15 protein-coding genes are annotated in these 17,115 nt (G+C 63.7%); 8 read left to right on the top strand and 7 right to left on the bottom strand.

The window, feature by feature from the left end; translation table 11 throughout:
* The first annotated feature begins 65 nt into the window (after nucleotides 1-65).
* Nucleotides 66-548 (top strand): RidA family protein, encoded by a 483-nt coding sequence (locus tag J2Y63_RS01395; RefSeq protein ID WP_435264590.1) that lies wholly within the window; start codon nucleotides 66-68, stop codon nucleotides 546-548.
* Nucleotides 549-557: 9 nt separating this feature from the next.
* Here J2Y63_RS01395 and J2Y63_RS01390 read toward each other — a convergent pair whose 3' ends face one another.
* From J2Y63_RS01390 to J2Y63_RS01365, 6 genes are all read right to left on the bottom strand, one after another.
* The gene (locus J2Y63_RS01390; protein WP_435264589.1) at nucleotides 558-1,850 is read right to left on the bottom strand and encodes a hypothetical protein; all 1,293 of its coding nucleotides are present in this window, start codon (nucleotides 1,848-1,850) and stop codon (nucleotides 558-560) included.
* A complete protein-coding gene (locus J2Y63_RS01385; RefSeq protein ID WP_435264588.1) occupies nucleotides 1,843-2,601 on the bottom strand; it encodes an ABC transporter ATP-binding protein in 759 nt (252 codons plus the stop codon). Before J2Y63_RS01385 ends, J2Y63_RS01390 begins: the two co-directional genes overlap by 8 nt.
* On the bottom strand, nucleotides 2,594-3,676 hold the full coding sequence (locus J2Y63_RS01380) for a FecCD family ABC transporter permease (RefSeq protein ID WP_435264587.1): 1,083 nt from the start codon (nucleotides 3,674-3,676) through the stop codon (nucleotides 2,594-2,596). The genes J2Y63_RS01385 and J2Y63_RS01380 overlap by 8 nt, the downstream gene beginning before the upstream one ends.
* The gene (locus tag J2Y63_RS01375) at nucleotides 3,657-4,724 is read right to left on the bottom strand and encodes an ABC transporter substrate-binding protein (protein WP_435264586.1); all 1,068 of its coding nucleotides are present in this window, start codon (nucleotides 4,722-4,724) and stop codon (nucleotides 3,657-3,659) included. Before J2Y63_RS01375 ends, J2Y63_RS01380 begins: the two co-directional genes overlap by 20 nt.
* 108 nt (nucleotides 4,725-4,832) lie before the next feature.
* On the bottom strand, nucleotides 4,833-5,498 hold the full coding sequence (locus J2Y63_RS01370; protein ID WP_435264585.1) for a DUF2161 domain-containing phosphodiesterase: 666 nt from the start codon (nucleotides 5,496-5,498) through the stop codon (nucleotides 4,833-4,835).
* A gap of 40 nt (nucleotides 5,499-5,538) precedes the next feature.
* Nucleotides 5,539-6,975 carry a helix-turn-helix domain-containing protein gene (locus tag J2Y63_RS01365; RefSeq protein ID WP_435264584.1) on the bottom strand — a complete coding sequence of 479 codons (1,437 nt, stop codon included), beginning with the start codon at nucleotides 6,973-6,975 and terminating at the stop codon, nucleotides 5,539-5,541.
* Between the two features lie 124 nt (nucleotides 6,976-7,099).
* Here J2Y63_RS01365 and J2Y63_RS01360 point away from each other — a divergent pair, with 124 nt between their 5' ends.
* The 5 genes from J2Y63_RS01360 (at nucleotide 7,100) to J2Y63_RS01340 (ending at nucleotide 14,537) form a co-directional block, all read left to right on the top strand.
* Complete coding sequence (locus J2Y63_RS01360) at nucleotides 7,100-8,632, top strand: acyl-CoA carboxylase subunit beta (protein ID WP_435264583.1); 1,533 nt, start codon at nucleotides 7,100-7,102, stop codon at nucleotides 8,630-8,632.
* Nucleotides 8,633-8,656: 24 nt separating this feature from the next.
* Entirely contained in the window at nucleotides 8,657-10,660 is a 2,004-nt protein-coding gene (locus J2Y63_RS01355; RefSeq protein WP_435264582.1) for an acetyl-CoA carboxylase biotin carboxylase subunit, read from the top strand.
* Nucleotides 10,660-12,786, top strand: a complete 2,127-nt coding sequence (scpA, locus tag J2Y63_RS01350; RefSeq protein ID WP_435264581.1) for a methylmalonyl-CoA mutase — start codon at nucleotides 10,660-10,662, stop codon at nucleotides 12,784-12,786. Before J2Y63_RS01355 ends, scpA begins: the two co-directional genes overlap by 1 nt.
* 9 nt (nucleotides 12,787-12,795) lie before the next feature.
* On the top strand, nucleotides 12,796-13,197 hold the full coding sequence (gene mce / locus J2Y63_RS01345; RefSeq protein ID WP_435264580.1) for a methylmalonyl-CoA epimerase: 402 nt from the start codon (nucleotides 12,796-12,798) through the stop codon (nucleotides 13,195-13,197).
* A gap of 125 nt (nucleotides 13,198-13,322) precedes the next feature.
* The gene (locus J2Y63_RS01340) at nucleotides 13,323-14,537 is read left to right on the top strand and encodes an adenylate/guanylate cyclase domain-containing protein (RefSeq protein ID WP_435264579.1); all 1,215 of its coding nucleotides are present in this window, start codon (nucleotides 13,323-13,325) and stop codon (nucleotides 14,535-14,537) included.
* On the opposite strand, the gene J2Y63_RS01335 is transcribed toward J2Y63_RS01340, so the two are convergent.
* Nucleotides 14,538-15,461 (bottom strand): LysR family transcriptional regulator, encoded by a 924-nt coding sequence (locus J2Y63_RS01335; RefSeq protein WP_435264578.1) that lies wholly within the window; start codon nucleotides 15,459-15,461, stop codon nucleotides 14,538-14,540. It abuts the gene before it with no gap.
* 105 nt (nucleotides 15,462-15,566) lie between these two features.
* Between J2Y63_RS01335 and J2Y63_RS01330 the strand changes: the two genes are divergently transcribed.
* Nucleotides 15,567-16,181: a pyridoxamine 5'-phosphate oxidase family protein gene (locus J2Y63_RS01330; RefSeq protein WP_435264577.1), complete on the top strand. Its 615-nt coding sequence runs from the start codon at nucleotides 15,567-15,569 to the stop codon at nucleotides 16,179-16,181.
* A 48-nt stretch (nucleotides 16,182-16,229) separates the two neighbouring features.
* Nucleotides 16,230-17,084, top strand: coding sequence for an alpha/beta fold hydrolase (locus tag J2Y63_RS01325; RefSeq protein ID WP_435264576.1), 855 nt, complete (start codon nucleotides 16,230-16,232; stop codon nucleotides 17,082-17,084).
* The last annotated feature ends 31 nt before the right edge of the window (nucleotides 17,085-17,115 follow it).

Genomic DNA, 17,115 nt, shown 5'->3' with positions numbered 1-17,115 from the left:
ACGTCGAAGTTCAACCCTGCGGCCGCGAGGACACATCGCTAGCCGTCCCGGAGCCGAGAGAAACCATGTCACGCGCAATCCAGCACCTGCTTATCGGAGGGCTCATCATCATGACCACGGGAGTTTCCACTGTGACGAAAGCGAACAATCTCAAGCTGACGATCGTCAATCCGCAAAACCTCTACGACCCGACGCCGAACGGCTACAGCGCCGCGGTGATCGTGCCGAGCAATGCGCGGATGGCCTACATTTCCGGACAGGGCGGACAGGACGCCACGGGAGGCTTGTCGCCCGACTTCGCCGTTCAGGTGAAGCAGGCCTACGCCAATTTGCGCGCCGCCCTCGATGGGCTCGGCGCCAGGCCGGACCAGGTCGCCAAGCTCACGATTTTCGTGGTCGACCACGACATGTCCAAGCTTGAGGTGCTGACCAAGAACGTCAAGGAGATATTCGGGGACACGCTGCCGGCGCAGACGCTTGTTCCCGTGCCCAAGCTTGCCATCGACCCCATGCTCTTCGAGGTCGAAGCCATCGTCATGCTGGAATAGCGGTTTCCGCTAGAACAACAGTTCGCCCATGGACAGCTTTCGAAGCGCAACGGCGATATTGGCGACCAGCGCTTCCTTTTTCGGACCGTGATCGGGATAGCGGGTCATGTTGTCGCCATTGTGCATGAAGACATAGCCGCCCCGGCCCGTTACCGACGGATATTGCCAGATCCAGTCCGCCGGTTTCGGGTCGTGCACGGGGCCGATGTCGGTCAGCCAGATAGCTCCGGGCGGCGGGTCGGTCCAGCCGCGGGCATATTGGCCGAAAACGCCCTGCCACCCGTCGAACCCTTCTCCGAGGTCCGAGAAGATGCCGAAGCGATCGTCGCGCGGGCGCACCTTGATATTGGTGAAGGGACGCGGCGGGACGGCATGGAACGGCGCCATGAACGGCAGCCACGGCTGGCACGGCTCCGCGCAGAGGATCAGGTTTCCGCCGCGCTCCAGAAATGCCAGCAAGTCTTCGGCCCGGCTCTTCAGGAAGAACTCGTCATGGCTGCTGGGAAGGTAGAGCGAGTCTGTCGCCCCGAGCAATTCGGGGCCGAGCTGGTAGAGGGGGCTGAATTGGGTCTCGAAACCCGCCTGCCCGAGGCTCTCCTCGATCCATTGCGGATGCCATTCCGATGGCACATGCGAGCATTGCAGATAGGTGAACCGGTTGCGCTGGGGCCGCTCGATGCCGAGCTCGCGGTTCAGCCAGGGATAGAAGGACTGCAAGAAACGCGTCGTCGCCGGCATGAAGCGCTGGCCGTTGTGCGAGTGCGGGTCGAGCGTCGTCAGCAGCAGGCGCCCGCCGCCCGGCAGCGATGGAAAGTCGAGGAACAGGCTGCCGCGTCCATCGTTGATCTCCAGTATCGAGCGCGCGCCCTCCGGAACATTGTAGGAGCCGCCCCAGTGCCAGCTCATATGCGAGAGCGGCATGCTTTCGGTGATGGGGTGGTGCGGCTCGGAGAACTTGACCTCCAGCTTTTCGCCTTTCGTCCACCACAGCCAGTCGCGGCAGTTGCCGGGCGTCCATTCCAGCCCCGGAATGTCGAGCCAGTCGGCATGGCCCTGGAGGCACACGACAAGAAACCCGCCGCCGTAGAGATAACCGTTCAACTGCTGCGCATGGGGGAGCGCTGCGGCCGCATCCATCGCATCCGGCATGACCACCGCCGCATAGAACGAAAGATCGACCTTCGGCAGCTCGTGGATGTAGATGAGATCGTCGAGATGGTGACGAAAGTCCTGGAAGCTCCTGAGCTGCCAGCTGTTGCCCCAGTGGATATACGCAATGCGTTTGCCGGTTGCTTCAGCCATCGATCACCACTCCCTCATGGCGGAACACCGGTGCGTAGGTATGTTTGGTAAGCCCGGAAAAATCCGCCCGCGCGATCGGCAGATCATAGAGCGCCGTCAGGTTTTCGGCATTGAGCGCATCCGCCGTCGGCCCACAGACATAGCTGCTGCCGCTGGTCATCAGCAGCACGTCGCTGGCGATCTCCACCGCATGCTGCGGCATATGGGTGGAAAAGACGATCGTCATGGCGTGGCTGTCCCGCAGATGCTCGAGCAGGCTCAGGACCTTGTCCTGGTTCTTGTAGTCGAGCGCGGCACACGGTTCGTCAAGCACCAGCAGCTCGCATTCCGAGGCGAGTGCCTGGGCGATCATCACCAACTGGCGCTGGCCGCCGCTTAGCGAATTGAAGGTCTGCGGCTCGAAATCCTCGATGCCGAGCATGTGGAAATAGTGCCGGACGATCTCGTAATCCCGCTTGCCGGGCGCGCCGAACAGGCCGAGATGGCGCGCCCTTCCCATGAGAGCGATATCGAGGGCGGAATAGGAGAACGGCACTTCGAAGAGCTGCGGCACGAAGCCCACCTGCCCGCCGATCGAAAGCCGTCCGGATCTCGGTTTTATCAGGCCGATCAGCGTGTTGATGAGCGTGGTCTTGCCGACGCCGTTGGCGCCGAGCACGGCCAGCGTCCGGCCGCGCTCCAGGCGGAGGCTGTAGTCCCGCAGGATGATCCGGCCACCGCGCTCGACGGTGAGGTCGCTTGCCTCAATCACTCGACCAGCCTCCCTTGGCATGCAACCGGCGCAGGATCACCGCAAAGACCGGAACGCCGATCAGCGCGGTGATGATGCCGAGCGGGATTTCGGCGGTCGTCACCGTGCGCGCCAGGTTGTCGACCATCAGCAGGTAGATCGCGCCGAGCACGCCGGAGACCGGCAGCAGCCGCTGGTGATCGGCCCCGACGAGTGCGCGGGCGACATGCGGAATGACGAGACCGACCCAGCCGATAATGCCGGACGTCGCGACCACGCCGGCCGAGATGAGCGCGGACGCGACCAGGATGATCCATTGCACCAGCACGACCCTCGTGCCAAGCGCGCGCGCCTTTTCCTCGCCAAGCGACATGATATTGATCTGGAAGCGCAGCAGGTAGATCGCGATGGCGGACGGCACCACCGCCGCGGCGACCAGCAGCACGTCCAGATAGTTGCTGGAGGCGATGCTGCCCATCAGCCAATAGGTGATGGCGGGCAGTTTCTGGAAGGGATCCGCCAGCAGCTTGGCAATCGAAATCGCCGCCGAAAAGAAGGCCGAGATGACGACGCCCGCCAGAACCAGCGTCAGCATGCTGGTACGGCCCCGCACCGTCGACAGCAGCTTAACGAGAAAGGCGCTGCCGATGCCGAAGAGGAAGGCCATGGCCAGCAGGAGATACCCCTGCCACCCGATGAGTATCGCCAGCGTGCCGCCGAAGCCGGCGCCCGAGGTGACGCCGATGATGCCGGGATCGACCAGCGGATTGCGAAAAAGCCCTTGGAGGGCAGCACCCGAAACGGACAAGCCGAAACCGATGATGACGGCTGCCATGATGCGCGGCAGGCGGACCTGCTCGACCACCACCTCATGCACCGGATCCCAATAGGGAACGACCAGCGGATGGACGTTGTCGATGAGGATATAGGTGACGTCGCGCACCGACAGGTCGTAGCGCCCGATCGTCACCGAATAGAGCACGACGGCAACCAGCAGGGCGATCAGCATGGGGAGGATGGAAACTGTAGCCAGTTTCCGGCCAAGCCAGCCGGTTCTCACCTTGCCGGCCGGCGCCTCAGCCGAAGAGTTCGGCATATTTGTTCGCCGCGGCGTTGCTTTCGGATTCGAGGATCGCCTTTACCTGATCGTCCGTCAGCTTGGCGCCATAGAGCAACTCGTAGATGCCGGCGATCTGCTTCTTGAAATCCGGCGCGAAGTCGGCGCCATGCGCGATGGCGGCAAGCCATTCCGAGGTCAGGAAGATTTCCGGCGCATCCGGCGTGCGGGCGAAGACCGGCTGCTTGTAGACCCGCTTTTCCTTGACCGCCTTGAGGCTCGCAAGAACCGGATTGTCGAAGAAATCTTTGGGGTTAAGGTCGTCGGCATAGGCCGGGATGATGATGATGTCGGGGTTCCAGACGAGCAGTTGCTCGAAATCGATGGTGCGCCACCATTCGCCGGTATTGTCGGCAGCCGGATTGCTCACGCCGCTCAGCGCGAGGTTCTGCGAGCCGTTGGCGATGACCTGGATCTGGTCGGCCACCTTGTCGATATGCAGGACGGTCGGAAGGGCGGCCGCATCGAGCTTGGCGACCTTGCCGTCGAGCGTCTTCAATGTGTCGGCCTGCGCCTTCAGGATCGCCTGTGCGCGGTCGTTGCGGCCGGTCATGTAGCCGGTGAGCGTGAGGTAATCGAGGCGGTCCTGCTCCGTGCAGCACTGCCACCCGACCACGGTGAGGCCGACGCGTTCCAGCGGCTCGATGATCTTCTCGTCATGGGTCCACTGGATGACCGCATCCGGCTTCTGCGCGAGGATCGCCTCGACATTCGGCACAAAACCATCCTGGGCGGCGCTGGCATTGATCTTGGCCATTTCCGGCAGCATCTCGGCATAGATGCCCTTGGTGAAATAGCGCACCAGTGAATCCTTGTTCATGCCGGCAATGCTGTCCGCCTTCGCATCGACCGCGCGATAGATGATCGGCGCGGAGCGGACGATCGTGACGACCCGTTCCGGCGGCTTTGCAAAGGTGATCGTCTTCCCGCGGTGATCGACGAACGAGCTTTCAGCATGCACGGTCGCCGGCAGGAGAAGCGCCAGGGACAAGGCCAGTGCGGAAAACGTCTTGGAACTGCGGGACATGGACCACTCCTCTGATAGGGCGCCGGCTCGCTCGCGGCGACGAAAATATCATGAGCGTGATAGTCATGTTATTGCTGTCTGTCCAGCGCGCGTAAGGCCGGTGGCCCCCTATTTCGCGCTCTCGGTCGTCCGCCTTGAATTCTCCACAGCCAGCGCGCCGGCATCGCTGAGCCTGTAGACGCCCTTGTCGACCTTCTCGAACCAGCCATAGTATTTTTTGAGCAGAATCTGGCCGGCGGTGGGCACGATCGGCTTGAGGTCGCGCGGCCGTTGCGGGCCATCGGCCATGGCGGCGGCGCAGGCGAGCGCCTGCTGGCGGTAGGCCGTCATGATCGGCACCTTCGTCGAGCCGCCGAGCGCCGGGTCGCCCGCGCGCTTGCGGTGCTCCTTGACCAGCCGGGTGCGGCGCTTCGGGTTGCTGCGGGGCATGGGGGATACCGAGCTCACGATGATGCTGACCTCGCCGGCATCCGACACGCCCAGCATGCCAAATCCGAGCCGGCGGCAGAGGTCGCGATACCGCCTGTCGCTCTCCCGCCCCCTGCCCTTGGCGGAAATGCGGGCAGCAATCCACACCTCGTCGGCCACCGCGGCGCGGTCGACGGCCTGAAGGATTAGTTCAAGATTGAAGACGAGCTTCAATTCGCCGATGACCACCACGGTCGGATCGCCCTCGCTCAATCCGACGAGATCGCAGCCTCCGATTTCGCCCTTGACCGTATAACCGGCGCGCTCAAGAAAGGTTTTGATCGGGAGATAAAGCGAAGTTTCCATGTCGGCCTGAAATCCATGTCGGCGATGCCCATTAGCACCGTCAGGACTGCGGCGCATCCCCCACCGGGCGGATCGAATAGGGGATCGTGCGGCGCGTATTGTGCTCGATGACCAGGCGGCCCTTGAGGGGTGGCACGGCGCGGCTGGCGCATTGGGTGCGCTCGCAGATGCGGCAGGAAATGCCGATCGGGTCGTAGGCGCTCGCATTGGTGAGGTCCATGTCATCGGCATAGACGAAGTTTTCCGCGTAGGAGACCTCGCAGCCGAGCGCCAGCGCATAGTGCTGCTGCGGCTGGCGGAATCCGCGCCCGCCGCGCGAGACCTGCATGGACAGACAGAGATAGCGCACGCCATCCGGCGTCTCGGCGAGCTGGCGGGTGATGCGGCCGGGGCTTTCGAAGGCCTGGTGCGCGTTCCACAGCGGACAGGCCGCGCCGAAGCGGGCGAATTGGAGGCGGGTCGCGCTGTGGCGCTTGGTGATGTTGCCCGCCCGGTCGATGCGAGCGAAGAAGATCGGAACGCCTTTCTGGCCGGGCCGCTGAAGCGTCGACAGGCGATGGCAGACCTGTTCGAGGCTCGCTCCGAAGCGGGCGGCGAGCAGGTCGAGATCATGCCGCACCTCGCGCGCCGCCGCCATGAACCTGCGATAGGGAAGGAGCAATGCACCGGCGAAATAATTGTGCAGGCCGATGCGACAGATCTCATAAGCTTCCGTCGTGCGGAAGCCGGCGCCGGCCGCGACGCTATCGACGACCGTCTCCGCATGAAGCTGCGCGATCTGGAGGGCGATCTGGAAATGGCGGGTCGGCGCGGGCAGGTAGGGATTGAGCGTGAGCAGGCGCGCTTCGGGATCGTAGGCGCGCACGAGATCATCGTTCTGCGTTGCGCGCGCGATCCTCACGCCATAGTGCCGTTCGAGATAGCCGGAGAGGACCGGCCCCGGATCCGTATCGCCGATGCCGATCTCCGCCGCCAGCGCTTCTGCAAGCAGATCCAGATCGCCGATATAGTTGTCGACGAAGTGGAAGAAGTCGCGCACCTCCTCGTAAGGCGTCGCTTCGAGGGAGGCGAGGCTGCGGCCCAGCGTGTCGTTGATGCTGGCGAGCTGTTCGGAATTGTGGCGGTAGGCCCGGTGCGCCGCGATGAGAGCGTGGGCGAAGCCGGGTGCATTCTGGGTGACGAGCTTCAGCTCCTGCAGGCTCGGCGTGTAGCCATCGAAAAGCGTGTCTGTCAGCGTCTCTGACAAGGCCGAAACCAGCCGGTCGCCCTCCCCGCCGGAGAGTTCGGCGAGGTCGATGCGGAATTTTTCCGCGAGCGCCACCAGCACGCCGGCCGAAACGGGACGCTGGTTGTTCTCGATCTGGTTGAGGTAGGAGACGGAAATGCCGAGGCGCTCGGCGAATTGCGCCTGGGTCGCGCGGTTCGCCTGGCGCAGGTCCCGCACCTTGCGGCCGATATAGAGTTTGTTCGCAGCCATGTTTGCAACTTTGCAAATTTACTTTGCAAAATGTGTAACGCTTACATGTGCACCCGATCAAGCGTTCATTTCTGCCGGCATCGGCCGTAAGCAGGATCGGGTTGACCCTGCGATGGACGGACCGATGCACGCAATTCTCGACCAACTCGAAGCCCGCCGGCAGGCGGCGCGGCTCGGCGGCGGCCAGCGCCGTATCGATGCCCAGCACGCCAAGGGCAAGCTGACGGCGCGCGAGCGCCTGGACGTGCTGCTCGATGAGGGTTCCTTCGAGGAATACGACATGTACGTCACCCACCGCGCGGTGGAATTCGGCATGGCCGAGCAGAAGGTGGCCGGCGACGGCGTCGTCACCGGCTGGGGCACGATCAACGGCCGGCAGGTCTATGTGTTCAGCCAAGACTTTACAGTGCTTGGCGGCTCGCTGTCGGAAACCCATGCGCAGAAAATCTGCAAGATCATGGACATGGCGGTGCGCAACGGCGCGCCGGTGATCGGGCTCAACGATTCGGGCGGTGCGCGCATCCAGGAGGGTGTGGATTCGCTTGCCGGCTATGCGGATGTCTTCAAGCGCAATGTCGAGGCATCGGGCGTCATCCCGCAGATCTCCGTCATCATGGGGCCGTGCGCGGGCGGCGCGGTCTATTCGCCGGCCATGACCGACTTCATCTTCATGGTACGCGATTCATCCTACATGTTCGTCACCGGTCCGGATGTGGTGAAAACCGTCACCAACGAGATCGTCACCGCGGAGGAGCTGGGCGGCGCGCGCACCCACACGCAAAAATCCTCCGTCGCCGACGGCGCTTATGAAAACGACATCGAGGTGCTGGAGCAGGTCCGCGCCCTGTTCGATTTCCTGCCGCTCAACAACCGCCAGAAGCCGCCGCTGCGCCCGTTCCACGACGACCCGGCGCGGCTGGAGGCGCGGCTCGATACGCTGGTCCCCGACAGCTCCAACAAGCCCTACGACATGAAGGAACTGATCACGGCGGTCGCCGATGAAGGCGACTTCTTCGAGATCCAGGAGGCTTTCGCCAGGAATATCATCACCGGCTTCGTGCGCATCGAGGGCGAGACCGTCGGCGTCGTCGCCAACCAGCCGATGGTGCTGGCCGGCTGCCTCGATATCGATTCCTCGCGCAAGGCCGCCCGTTTCGTGCGCTTCTGCGATGCCTTCAACATCCCGATCCTGACCCTCGTCGACGTGCCGGGTTTCCTGCCGGGCACCGCCCAGGAATATGGCGGCGTCATCAAACACGGCGCGAAACTGCTCTTCGCCTATAGCCAGGCCACCGTGCCGATGGTGACGCTGATCACGCGAAAAGCCTATGGCGGCGCCTATGACGTGATGGCCTCCAAGCATATCGGCGCGGACGTGAACTATGCCTGGCCGACCGCCGAGATCGCGGTGATGGGCGCCAAGGGCGCTGCCGAAATCCTCTACCGCTCGGAGCTTTCCGACCCGGAAAAGATCGCCACCCGCACGAAGGAATATGAGGAACGCTTCGCCAATCCCTTCGTCGCCGCCGAGCGCGGCTTCATCGACGAGGTGATCATGCCGCATTCCTCGCGCCGCCGCATCGCCCGCGCCTTCGCCTCCCTGCGGGGCAAGCAGGTGGAAACGCGCTGGAAGAAGCACGACACGATTCCGCTCTGAGAGAGACGCGACAAAGGCTTAAAAATGTTCAAGAAAATCCTGATCGCCAATCGCGGTGAAATCGCCTGCCGGGTCATCAAGACCGCGCGAAAACTCGGCATCGCCACCGTCGCCGTCTATTCCGACGCCGACCGGGGGGCGCTGCATGTCACGATGGCCGACGAGGCGGTGCATATCGGCCCCGCGCCGTCTTCCCAGTCCTATATCGTCATCGACAGGATCATCGAGGCCATCCGCAAGACCGGCGCGGACGCGGTGCATCCGGGCTACGGTTTTCTCTCGGAAAACGCGGCTTTTGCCGAGGCGCTGGAAAAGGAGGGCGTCGCCTTCATCGGCCCGCCGGTCGGCGCGATCCAGGCGATGGGTGACAAGATCACCTCCAAGAAACTCGCCGCTGAAGCGGGCGTTTCCACCGTACCCGGCCATATGGGGCTGATCGAGAATGCCGACGAGGCAGTAACGATCGCCTCTCGCATCGGCTACCCGGTGATGATCAAGGCGTCTGCCGGTGGTGGCGGCAAGGGCATGCGCATTGCCTGGAACGATGCCGAGGCGCGCGAAGGTTTCCAGTCTTCCAAAAACGAGGCGAAGAGCGCGTTCGGCGACGACCGCATCTTCATCGAGAAGTTCGTGACGCAACCCCGCCATATCGAGATCCAGGTGCTCGGCGACAAACATGGCACCACGCTCTATCTCGGCGAGCGCGAATGCTCCATCCAGCGGCGCAACCAGAAGGTCGTCGAAGAAGCCCCCTCGCCCTTCCTCGATCCGGCGACACGCAAGGCGATGGGGGAACAGGCCGTGGCGCTGGCGAAGGCCGTCGGCTACCACTCCGCCGGCACGGTGGAATTCATCGTCGACGGCGCGCGCAATTTCTACTTCCTCGAAATGAACACGCGCCTGCAGGTGGAGCATCCGGTGACGGAACTCATCACCGGCATCGACCTCGTGGAGCAGATGATCCGCGTCGCCGCGGGAGAAAAGCTGAGCTTCGGGCAGGAGGACGTCAAACTGAACGGCTGGGCCATAGAAAGCCGCCTCTATGCCGAAGACCCCTACCGCAATTTTCTGCCGTCGATCGGCCGCCTCACCCGCTACCGCCCTCCGATGGAAGGCCGGCAGGCGGATGGCATCGTCGTGCGCAACGACACCGGCGTCTTCGAGGGCGGCGAGATCTCGATGTACTACGATCCGATGGTCGCAAAACTCTGCACCTGGGCGCCGGACCGGCTTTCCGCCATCGACGCCATGGCGCGCGCGCTTGACGATTTCGAGGTGGAAGGCATCGGCCACAACCTGCCCTTCCTCTCCGCCGTGATGGGCAACGAACGTTTTCGCGACGGCAGGCTCACCACCGCCTTCATCGCCGAAGAATTCCCGGATGGTTTCCACGGCGTCGCGCCGGACGACTCGGCTGCCCGCCAGCTTGCCGCCGTCGCCGGCTTCGTCCAGCAGGCCTTGCAGGAACGCGCCGCGAAAATCTCCGGCACGATCGGCAACCATCGCCGCATCGTCGGCCGGCAATGGGTCGCAAGCCTTGCCGGCAGCGAGCATGCGCTGACGCTGGAAATCGGCCAGGACGGTCTTGCCGTGCATTTCGACGACGGCGAGACGCTGGACGTTGCGGGCAACTGGACGCCCGGCCGCCGCCACGCGATCTTTACTGTTGCCGGCACGCGCATGGGCGTGAAGGTGGACCTCGTCGGTTCGGCGATCCGCCTGCGCTGGCGCGGTATGGATGTGAAGGCCCATGTGCGTGAGCCACGCGTGGCCGCACTCGCCCGGCTGATGCCGCAGAAACTGCCGCCCGATACGTCGAAGCTGTTGCTCTGCCCGATGCCCGGCGTCATAACCATGCTTCTCGTCGCGGAAGGCGAAACAGTCGAGACCGGACAAACGCTCGCCACCATCGAGGCGATGAAGATGGAAAACGCGATGAAGGCCGAGCGCCGCGGCACGGTCAGGCGCATCGCCGTCACGATCGGGCAAAGCCTTGCCGTGGACGAAACGATCCTGGAGTTCGAATGATGGCCGGCAAGACTTTTGCGGACTGGGAAGCGCTGGCGGAAAAGGAACTGCGCGCCTCGCCCGATACGCTGACCTGGCAGACGCCCGAGGGCATTGCGGTCAAGCCCGTCTATACGCAGGACGACCTCGCCGGCACCGGCCATCTCGCTTCCGTGCCAGGTTTTGCGCCCTTCGTGCGCGGCCCGCGCGCCACCATGTATGCCGGCCGGCCTTGGACGATCCGGCAATATGCCGGCTTCTCGACGGCTGAGGCCTCGAACGCCTTCTACCGCAAGGCACTTGCCGCCGGCCAGCAGGGCGTCTCCGTCGCCTTCGACCTTGCCACCCACCGCGGCTATGACAGCGATCACCCGCGCGTCGTCGGCGATGTCGGCAAGGCGGGCGTCGCCATCGACAGCGTGGAGGACATGAAGATCCTCTTCGGCAATATTCCGCTGGAGAAGATCTCCGTTTCCATGACGATGAATGGCGCGGTGATCCCGATCCTCGCGAGCTTCATCGTCGCCGGCGAAGAACAGGGCGTCGCGCGCGAAAACCTGTCCGGCACCATCCAGAACGACATTCTCAAGGAGTTCATGGTCCGCAACACCTACATCTACCCGCCGCAGCCCTCGATGCGGATCATCGCCGACATCATCGACTATACGGCGCGCGAGATGCCGAAGTTCAACTCCATCTCGATCTCCGGCTATCATATGCAGGAGGCGGGCGCGACGCTGGTGCAGGAGCTCGCCTTCACCATCGCCGACGGGCGCGAATATGTGCGCGCCGCCATCGCCAAGGGTCTCTCCGTCGACGATTTCGCCGGCCGCCTCTCCTTCTTCTTCGCCATCGGCATGAACTTCTTCATGGAGGCGGCCAAGCTGCGCGCCGCCCGCCTGCTCTGGGACCGCGTGATGGACGAGTTCCAGCCGAAGAAGGCGTCCTCGCGCATGCTGCGCACCCATTGCCAGACCTCCGGCGTCTCGCTGCAGGAGCAGGATCCCTACAACAACATCGTGCGCACCGCCTTCGAGGCGATGTCGGCCGTGCTCGGCGGCACGCAGTCGCTGCACACCAATTCCTTCGACGAGGCGATTGCGCTGCCGACGGAGTTTTCCGCCCGCATCGCTCGCAACACACAGCTCATCCTTCAGCACGAGACGGGCGTGACCAGGGTGGTCGATCCGCTGGCCGGCTCCTACTATGTCGAAAGCCTCACCCACGAGCTTGCCGAAAAGGCCTGGGCGCTGATCGAAGAGGTGGAGGCGATGGGCGGCATGACGAAGGCCGTGATCGAGGGCCTGCCGAAACGCCTGATCGAGGAGGCCGCGACCCGCCGGCAGGCCGCCGTGGACCGGGGCGACGAGGTGATCGTCGGCGTCAACAAATACCGGCTGGAGGACGAACAGCCGATCGACATCCTCGAAATCGACAACAGCGCCGTGCGCGCCTCGCAGATCAAGCGGCTGGAAGACATCCGCCGCCGGCGCGACGGCGCAGCGGTGGCCGCAGCGCTCGGGGCGCTGGAAAAGGCCGCGAAAACTGGTGAAGGCAACCTTCTGGAAGCGGCCGTCGCCGCGGCGCGGGCGCGCGCAACGGTGGGCGAGATTTCCGATGCCATGCGCCGCGCCTTCGGCGACCACGCCGCCGTGCCCGACGTGGTCGGCGACATCTACGGTCCCGCCTATGGCGACGACCCCGAATACAGGACGCTTGCCGGGCGTATTGCCGCGCACGGCGCCAGGCCGAAGATCATGGTGGCGAAACTCGGCCAGGACGGGCATGACCGTGGGGCGAAGGTGATCGCCTCGGCCTTCGGCGACCTTGGCTTCGATGTGCTGATGGGGCCGCTCTTCCAGACGCCGGAGGAGGCGGCCGACCTTGCCGTCGGCGCGAAGGTGCAGGTCGTCGGCATGTCCTCGCTTGCCGCCGGACACAAGACACTTGCGCCGGCGCTGGTCGCGGCGTTGCGCGAACGCGGGGCGCAGAACGTCGTCGTGGTCGTCGGCGGTGTCATTCCGCGCCAGGACTATGACTTCCTGCTAGAGCATGGTGTATCGGCCGTGTTCGGCCCCGGCACCAACGTGCTCGACGCCGCCAATGCCGTGCTCGACCTCGTCGAGGGCCGCATCCGGAACCAATAGGAGAGAGCCATGCTCGGACCGCTCAACCACGTCGCCATCGCCGTCCCGGACCTTGCGGCCGCCACCGACCGCTATGCCCAGCTGGGGGCGAAGGTCTCCCCGCCCCAGGACCTGCCCGAGCATGGCGTCACCATCGTCTTCGTGGAGCTGCCCAACACCAAGATCGAATTGCTCCATCCTCTGGGTGAGGCCTCGCCGATCGCCGGTTTCCTGGAGAAGAACCCGGCCGGCGGCATCCATCACCTCTGCTTCGAGGTGGCGGATATCGGCGCCGCAGCCGAGGCCGTCCGCGCCACCGGCGCACGCATCCTCGGTGACGGCACGCCCAAGATCGGCGCTCACGGCAAGCCCGTGCTCTTCGCTCATCCGAAGGATTTTCACGGCGCGCTCGTCGAATTCGAAGAAAGCTAGGTTCGAGCAGCAAAGGCTCTATCTTTACAATCGGCGCCTCAGGCGATTGCCTGCGGCGCCGCGCGCCTTTATCGATCTTGCTTGACGGGCGCTTCGCGCCTGGCTCTCACCTTCGGAGTGTTTCCTTGGATCAGCAAGAGATCGGCAACATCGTGGACTGGCTCGTGCAGCAGGGGCTGGACGGGACGGACCCGGCCGAGCTGCTCGCGGGCTTCTGCCGCCGCCTCCGTTTGCTAGGCATCGAGCTCGAACAGGCAGTGATTTTCATCGATACGCTCCATCCCGTTCTCGAATCCCAGGGTTATTTCTGGGATATCAAGGAAGAGGCTAATGCCGGGCGGCGGGATTTTCTGCGGCTGGAGGCGACACGCTACGAACAGCAATGGCTCGACAGCCCCTTCCATCATCTCCTGGAAAACGGGCTCGATGAAGTGCGCGTGCTGCTCTCCAACTACGGGAACTATACGTTCCCCGTGCTGGACGACATGCGCGAGGCAGGCCACACAGACTATTTCGTCCAGCTGCACAGGCTGGGAACCACGGCCTCGATCGGTGAGATCGACGGCCTGTTTTCGCGATGGTCGACAAAACGGCCAGACGGCTTCAGCGAAGAAAATCTCGCATGTCTGCGGCGCGTTGTGCCGGCTTTGGTGCTTGCCGTGAAATCCACAGCACTTCGCCAGATCACCGGCTCGCTTGCCGAAGTTTACCTGGGGCGCGATGCGGCGAGGCGCGTGCTCACGGGACGCATCGAGCGGGGCAAGGTCGATAGCATCCACGCCGTGCTCTGGTTCTCGGACATGCGGAATTACACATCGCTGTCGGAAAGCGTGCCCGGCAACGAACTCATCGCCATGCTGGGCGACTATGCCGAGGCGGTCATCTCCGCCGTGCACGGGGCCGGCGGTGATGTCCTCAAATTGATCGGCGACGGTACGCTGGCCATCTTCAATCACGCCGATCCGCAGGAAGCCGCAGCCGCGAGCCTCAAGGCCTGGCACGACCTCGCAGAGCGCATAGACGCGCTCAACGCGACACGGCAGGCCGCCGGGCTCGCCACCACGACCGTCCATGTCGGGCTCCATGTCGGCGAGGTGTTCTACGGCAATATCGGCAGCGACGAACGGCTGGATTTCACCGTCATCGGGCCGGCGGTCAACGAAGCCTCCCGCATCGTCGCCGCCACCCGAAAGGTCGATCGTCCGCTGCTGATCTCCGACGACCTGTTTGCCCTGCTCTCCGCGCCGGAGAGCGAGACGTTCGAAGATCTCGGCAAGTTCCGCCTGAAAGGCGTGACGCGCAAGAGGCGGCTGCATGCTCCACGGCGGCCGCAAGCCTGACTAGCCGGCACTTGCGCCCTGGAATTCCAGCAAGCGGCGCCTCAGCCGCGGCAAGGCGAAATCCAGGAAGCTGCGCATTTTCAGCGGCATCTGGCCGCGTGCCACATGCACCACGTTCACCGGCGCCGGCTCCGGCTCGAACGGCTCGAAAACGATCCGGAGGCTGCCGGCCTTGACGGCATCCGCGACCTGATAGTGGAACAGCCGTATAATGCCGACATGGAGGAGTGCTGCGCGGATTGCAGCCTCGACGGTCGTGACCGAAAGGCGCGGTGCCATAGCGACCAGCGTGGCTGTCTTCGTCTGCGGATCGGTGAGCCGCCAGTTGGCGGAGGAGCCGGGGCCATCGAGGACGATACAGGGCATCTCCTGCAACGCGGCCACCGTTTGCGGCACGCCGTGGACAGCCAGCAGTTCTGGGCTCGCACAGATGACCGTGCGCATCGAACCGACCGTCGTCGCGATCATCGCACTGTCGGGCAGCCTGCCGATACGCACCGCCATGTCGACGTGATCTTCCACGAGCTGGACGTTTCGATCGAGCAGCAGCAACCGGATGTTGATGTTCGGAAACAGATCGAGGAAGTCGGCCACGATCGGCAGGACATGGAGCTGGCCGAACTGCACCGGCGCCGTGATGACGAGCTCGCCTTTGGGCGCGGTAAATTCGCCCGAGACCTCGCGCTCCGCTTCATCTACCTGATCGATGATCCGCCGGGCGGCCGCAAGGTAGGTGACCCCCGCATCGGTCAGGCTCAGCTTGCGCGTGGTGCGGACCAGGAGTTTTGCCCCGAGCGCCGCCTCAAGGTCGGAAATCTTCCTGGCGATGGTCGTCAGCGGCACGCCCAGCCGCCTTGCCGCTGACGAAAAGCTGCCGCTATCGACGACGTCGATCAGCAGGGACATGGCACCGAGACGATCCATCCATATTCCCATTTTCTGGTTAGGTTATAACCATAAATAGCCAATTATCCCAAAAACCGAAATGACTAAATTGACGCCATCGAAGTCAATCCTCGGAGCGGGACCATGGGCTACGGATTTATGGACATTGCAGTGACGCCGAGTGTGCGCGCGGTGCAGGCCGAAATGGGAGCCGACGGCATCTGGTCGGACTTTCGCGGGCATCGGGAGTTCGACCGGTTCAGCGCAAACGAAAAAGCCTTCATCGCTGAGCGCGACAGCGTCTACATCGCCTCCGTGTCGGAGACCGGCTGGCCCTATGTCCAGCACCGCGGCGGCCCGCGCGGCTTCCTCAAGGTGATCGATGACCAGACCCTGGCCTTCGCGGACTATCGCGGCAACCGGCAGTACATCAGCACCGGGAATTTTAAGGCCAACGACCGCGCCTGCCTCTTCCTGATGGATTATCCGAGACGAGCACGCCTGAAGATCTATGCCCATGTCGAAAGGCTGGAGCTCGACGAGGAGCCGGCGTTGACCGAGCTGGTCACGGATGGCCCGTACCGGGCGAAGCTCGAACGCATCTTCCGTCTCCGGCTCGAAGCCTTCGACTGGAACTGCCCGCAGCACATCGTCCCGCGGTTTACCGAAGACGAGATCGCAAAGGCGGTCCAGCCGCTGCGCGATCGTCTCGCGCAATTGGAAGCGGAAAATGCCGAACTGAAAGCCCGGGCCGGCTGAATTGCACCGGCTTCATCTCCACCGAAATCACCCTACTGGAGCACAACCATGACACATCCCATCTATCGCAGCGTCGATGTCGACGGCTTCGAGATTTTCTATCGCGAAGCCGGCGATCCGGCGAAGCCGTCTCTTCTGTTGTTGCACGGCTTTCCGACGTCCGGCCACATGTTCCGCGACCTCATCCCGCTGCTGGCGAAGGATTTCCATCTCGCGGCGCCGGATCTTCCGGGCTTCGGCCGCTCGGCGCTCCCCTCGCGCGACCAGTTCGCCTATACGTTTGACAATCTCGCCAAGGTCATCGGGCGCTTCACCGAGGTCGTCGGCCTCGAAAAGTTTGCCGTCTATGTTTTCGACTACGGCGCTCCGACCGGCTTGCGCCTGGCGATGGCCCATCCGGAGCGCATAACGGCCATCATTACCCAGAACGGCAACGCCTATACGGAAGGACTGAGCGACGGGTGGAACCCGATCGAACGCTACTGGCGCGCGCCGACGCCGGAAAACCGCGAGGCGCTGCGGGGCATGCTGGGCGAGGACGCCATTCGCTGGCAATACGAACACGGCGTGTCCAATCCCGCGCAGGTCTCGCCCGACGGCATCGCCCTCGATCTCTTCTACTTGCAGCGTCCGGAGGCCGACGAGATCCAGCTCGACCTGATGCTGGATTATGCGAGCAACGTCGCCCTCTACCCTGCCTTCCAGGCCTATTTCCGGGAGCATCAACCCAGACTTCTGGCGATCTGGGGCGACAAGGACCCCTTCTTCCTGCCGCCCGGCGCCGAGGCCTACAAGCGCGACCTCCCGAACGCCCAGATCCAGTTCCTCGATACGGGCCACTTCGCGCTTGAAACCCATGCAAACGAGATCGCGGACGCGATCAGGGTCTTTCTAAAGGCCTGAGACAGTGGCAAGCGCCGGCTAATCTTCCGGC

This window comes from Shinella sp. BE166, assembly GCF_051201095.1.
GTDB lineage: Bacteria > Pseudomonadota > Alphaproteobacteria > Rhizobiales > Rhizobiaceae > Shinella > Shinella lacus.
This window is presented reverse-complemented; position numbering and strand designations above follow the sequence as displayed.

What these genes read in the sequence shown, in the direction of transcription:
- J2Y63_RS01395 (WP_435264590.1), top strand. Translation starts at nt 66, where the DNA reads ATGTCACGCGCAATCCAGCACCTGCTTATCGGAGGGCTCATCATCATG.
- J2Y63_RS01390 (WP_435264589.1), bottom strand. Translation starts at nt 1,850, where the DNA reads ATGGCTGAAGCAACCGGCAAACGCATTGCGTATATCCACTGGGGCAAC.
- J2Y63_RS01380 (WP_435264587.1), bottom strand. Translation starts at nt 3,676, where the DNA reads ATGCCGAACTCTTCGGCTGAGGCGCCGGCCGGCAAGGTGAGAACCGGC.
- J2Y63_RS01375 (WP_435264586.1), bottom strand. Translation starts at nt 4,724, where the DNA reads ATGTCCCGCAGTTCCAAGACGTTTTCCGCACTGGCCTTGTCCCTGGCG.
- J2Y63_RS01370 (WP_435264585.1), bottom strand. Translation starts at nt 5,498, where the DNA reads ATGGAAACTTCGCTTTATCTCCCGATCAAAACCTTTCTTGAGCGCGCC.
- J2Y63_RS01365 (WP_435264584.1), bottom strand. Translation starts at nt 6,975, where the DNA reads ATGGCTGCGAACAAACTCTATATCGGCCGCAAGGTGCGGGACCTGCGC.
- J2Y63_RS01360 (WP_435264583.1), top strand. Translation starts at nt 7,100, where the DNA reads ATGCACGCAATTCTCGACCAACTCGAAGCCCGCCGGCAGGCGGCGCGG.
- J2Y63_RS01355 (WP_435264582.1), top strand. Translation starts at nt 8,657, where the DNA reads ATGTTCAAGAAAATCCTGATCGCCAATCGCGGTGAAATCGCCTGCCGG.
- scpA (WP_435264581.1), top strand. Translation starts at nt 10,660, where the DNA reads ATGGCCGGCAAGACTTTTGCGGACTGGGAAGCGCTGGCGGAAAAGGAA.
- mce (WP_435264580.1), top strand. Translation starts at nt 12,796, where the DNA reads ATGCTCGGACCGCTCAACCACGTCGCCATCGCCGTCCCGGACCTTGCG.
- J2Y63_RS01335 (WP_435264578.1), bottom strand. Translation starts at nt 15,461, where the DNA reads ATGGATCGTCTCGGTGCCATGTCCCTGCTGATCGACGTCGTCGATAGC.
- J2Y63_RS01330 (WP_435264577.1), top strand. Translation starts at nt 15,567, where the DNA reads ATGGGCTACGGATTTATGGACATTGCAGTGACGCCGAGTGTGCGCGCG.
- J2Y63_RS01325 (WP_435264576.1), top strand. Translation starts at nt 16,230, where the DNA reads ATGACACATCCCATCTATCGCAGCGTCGATGTCGACGGCTTCGAGATT.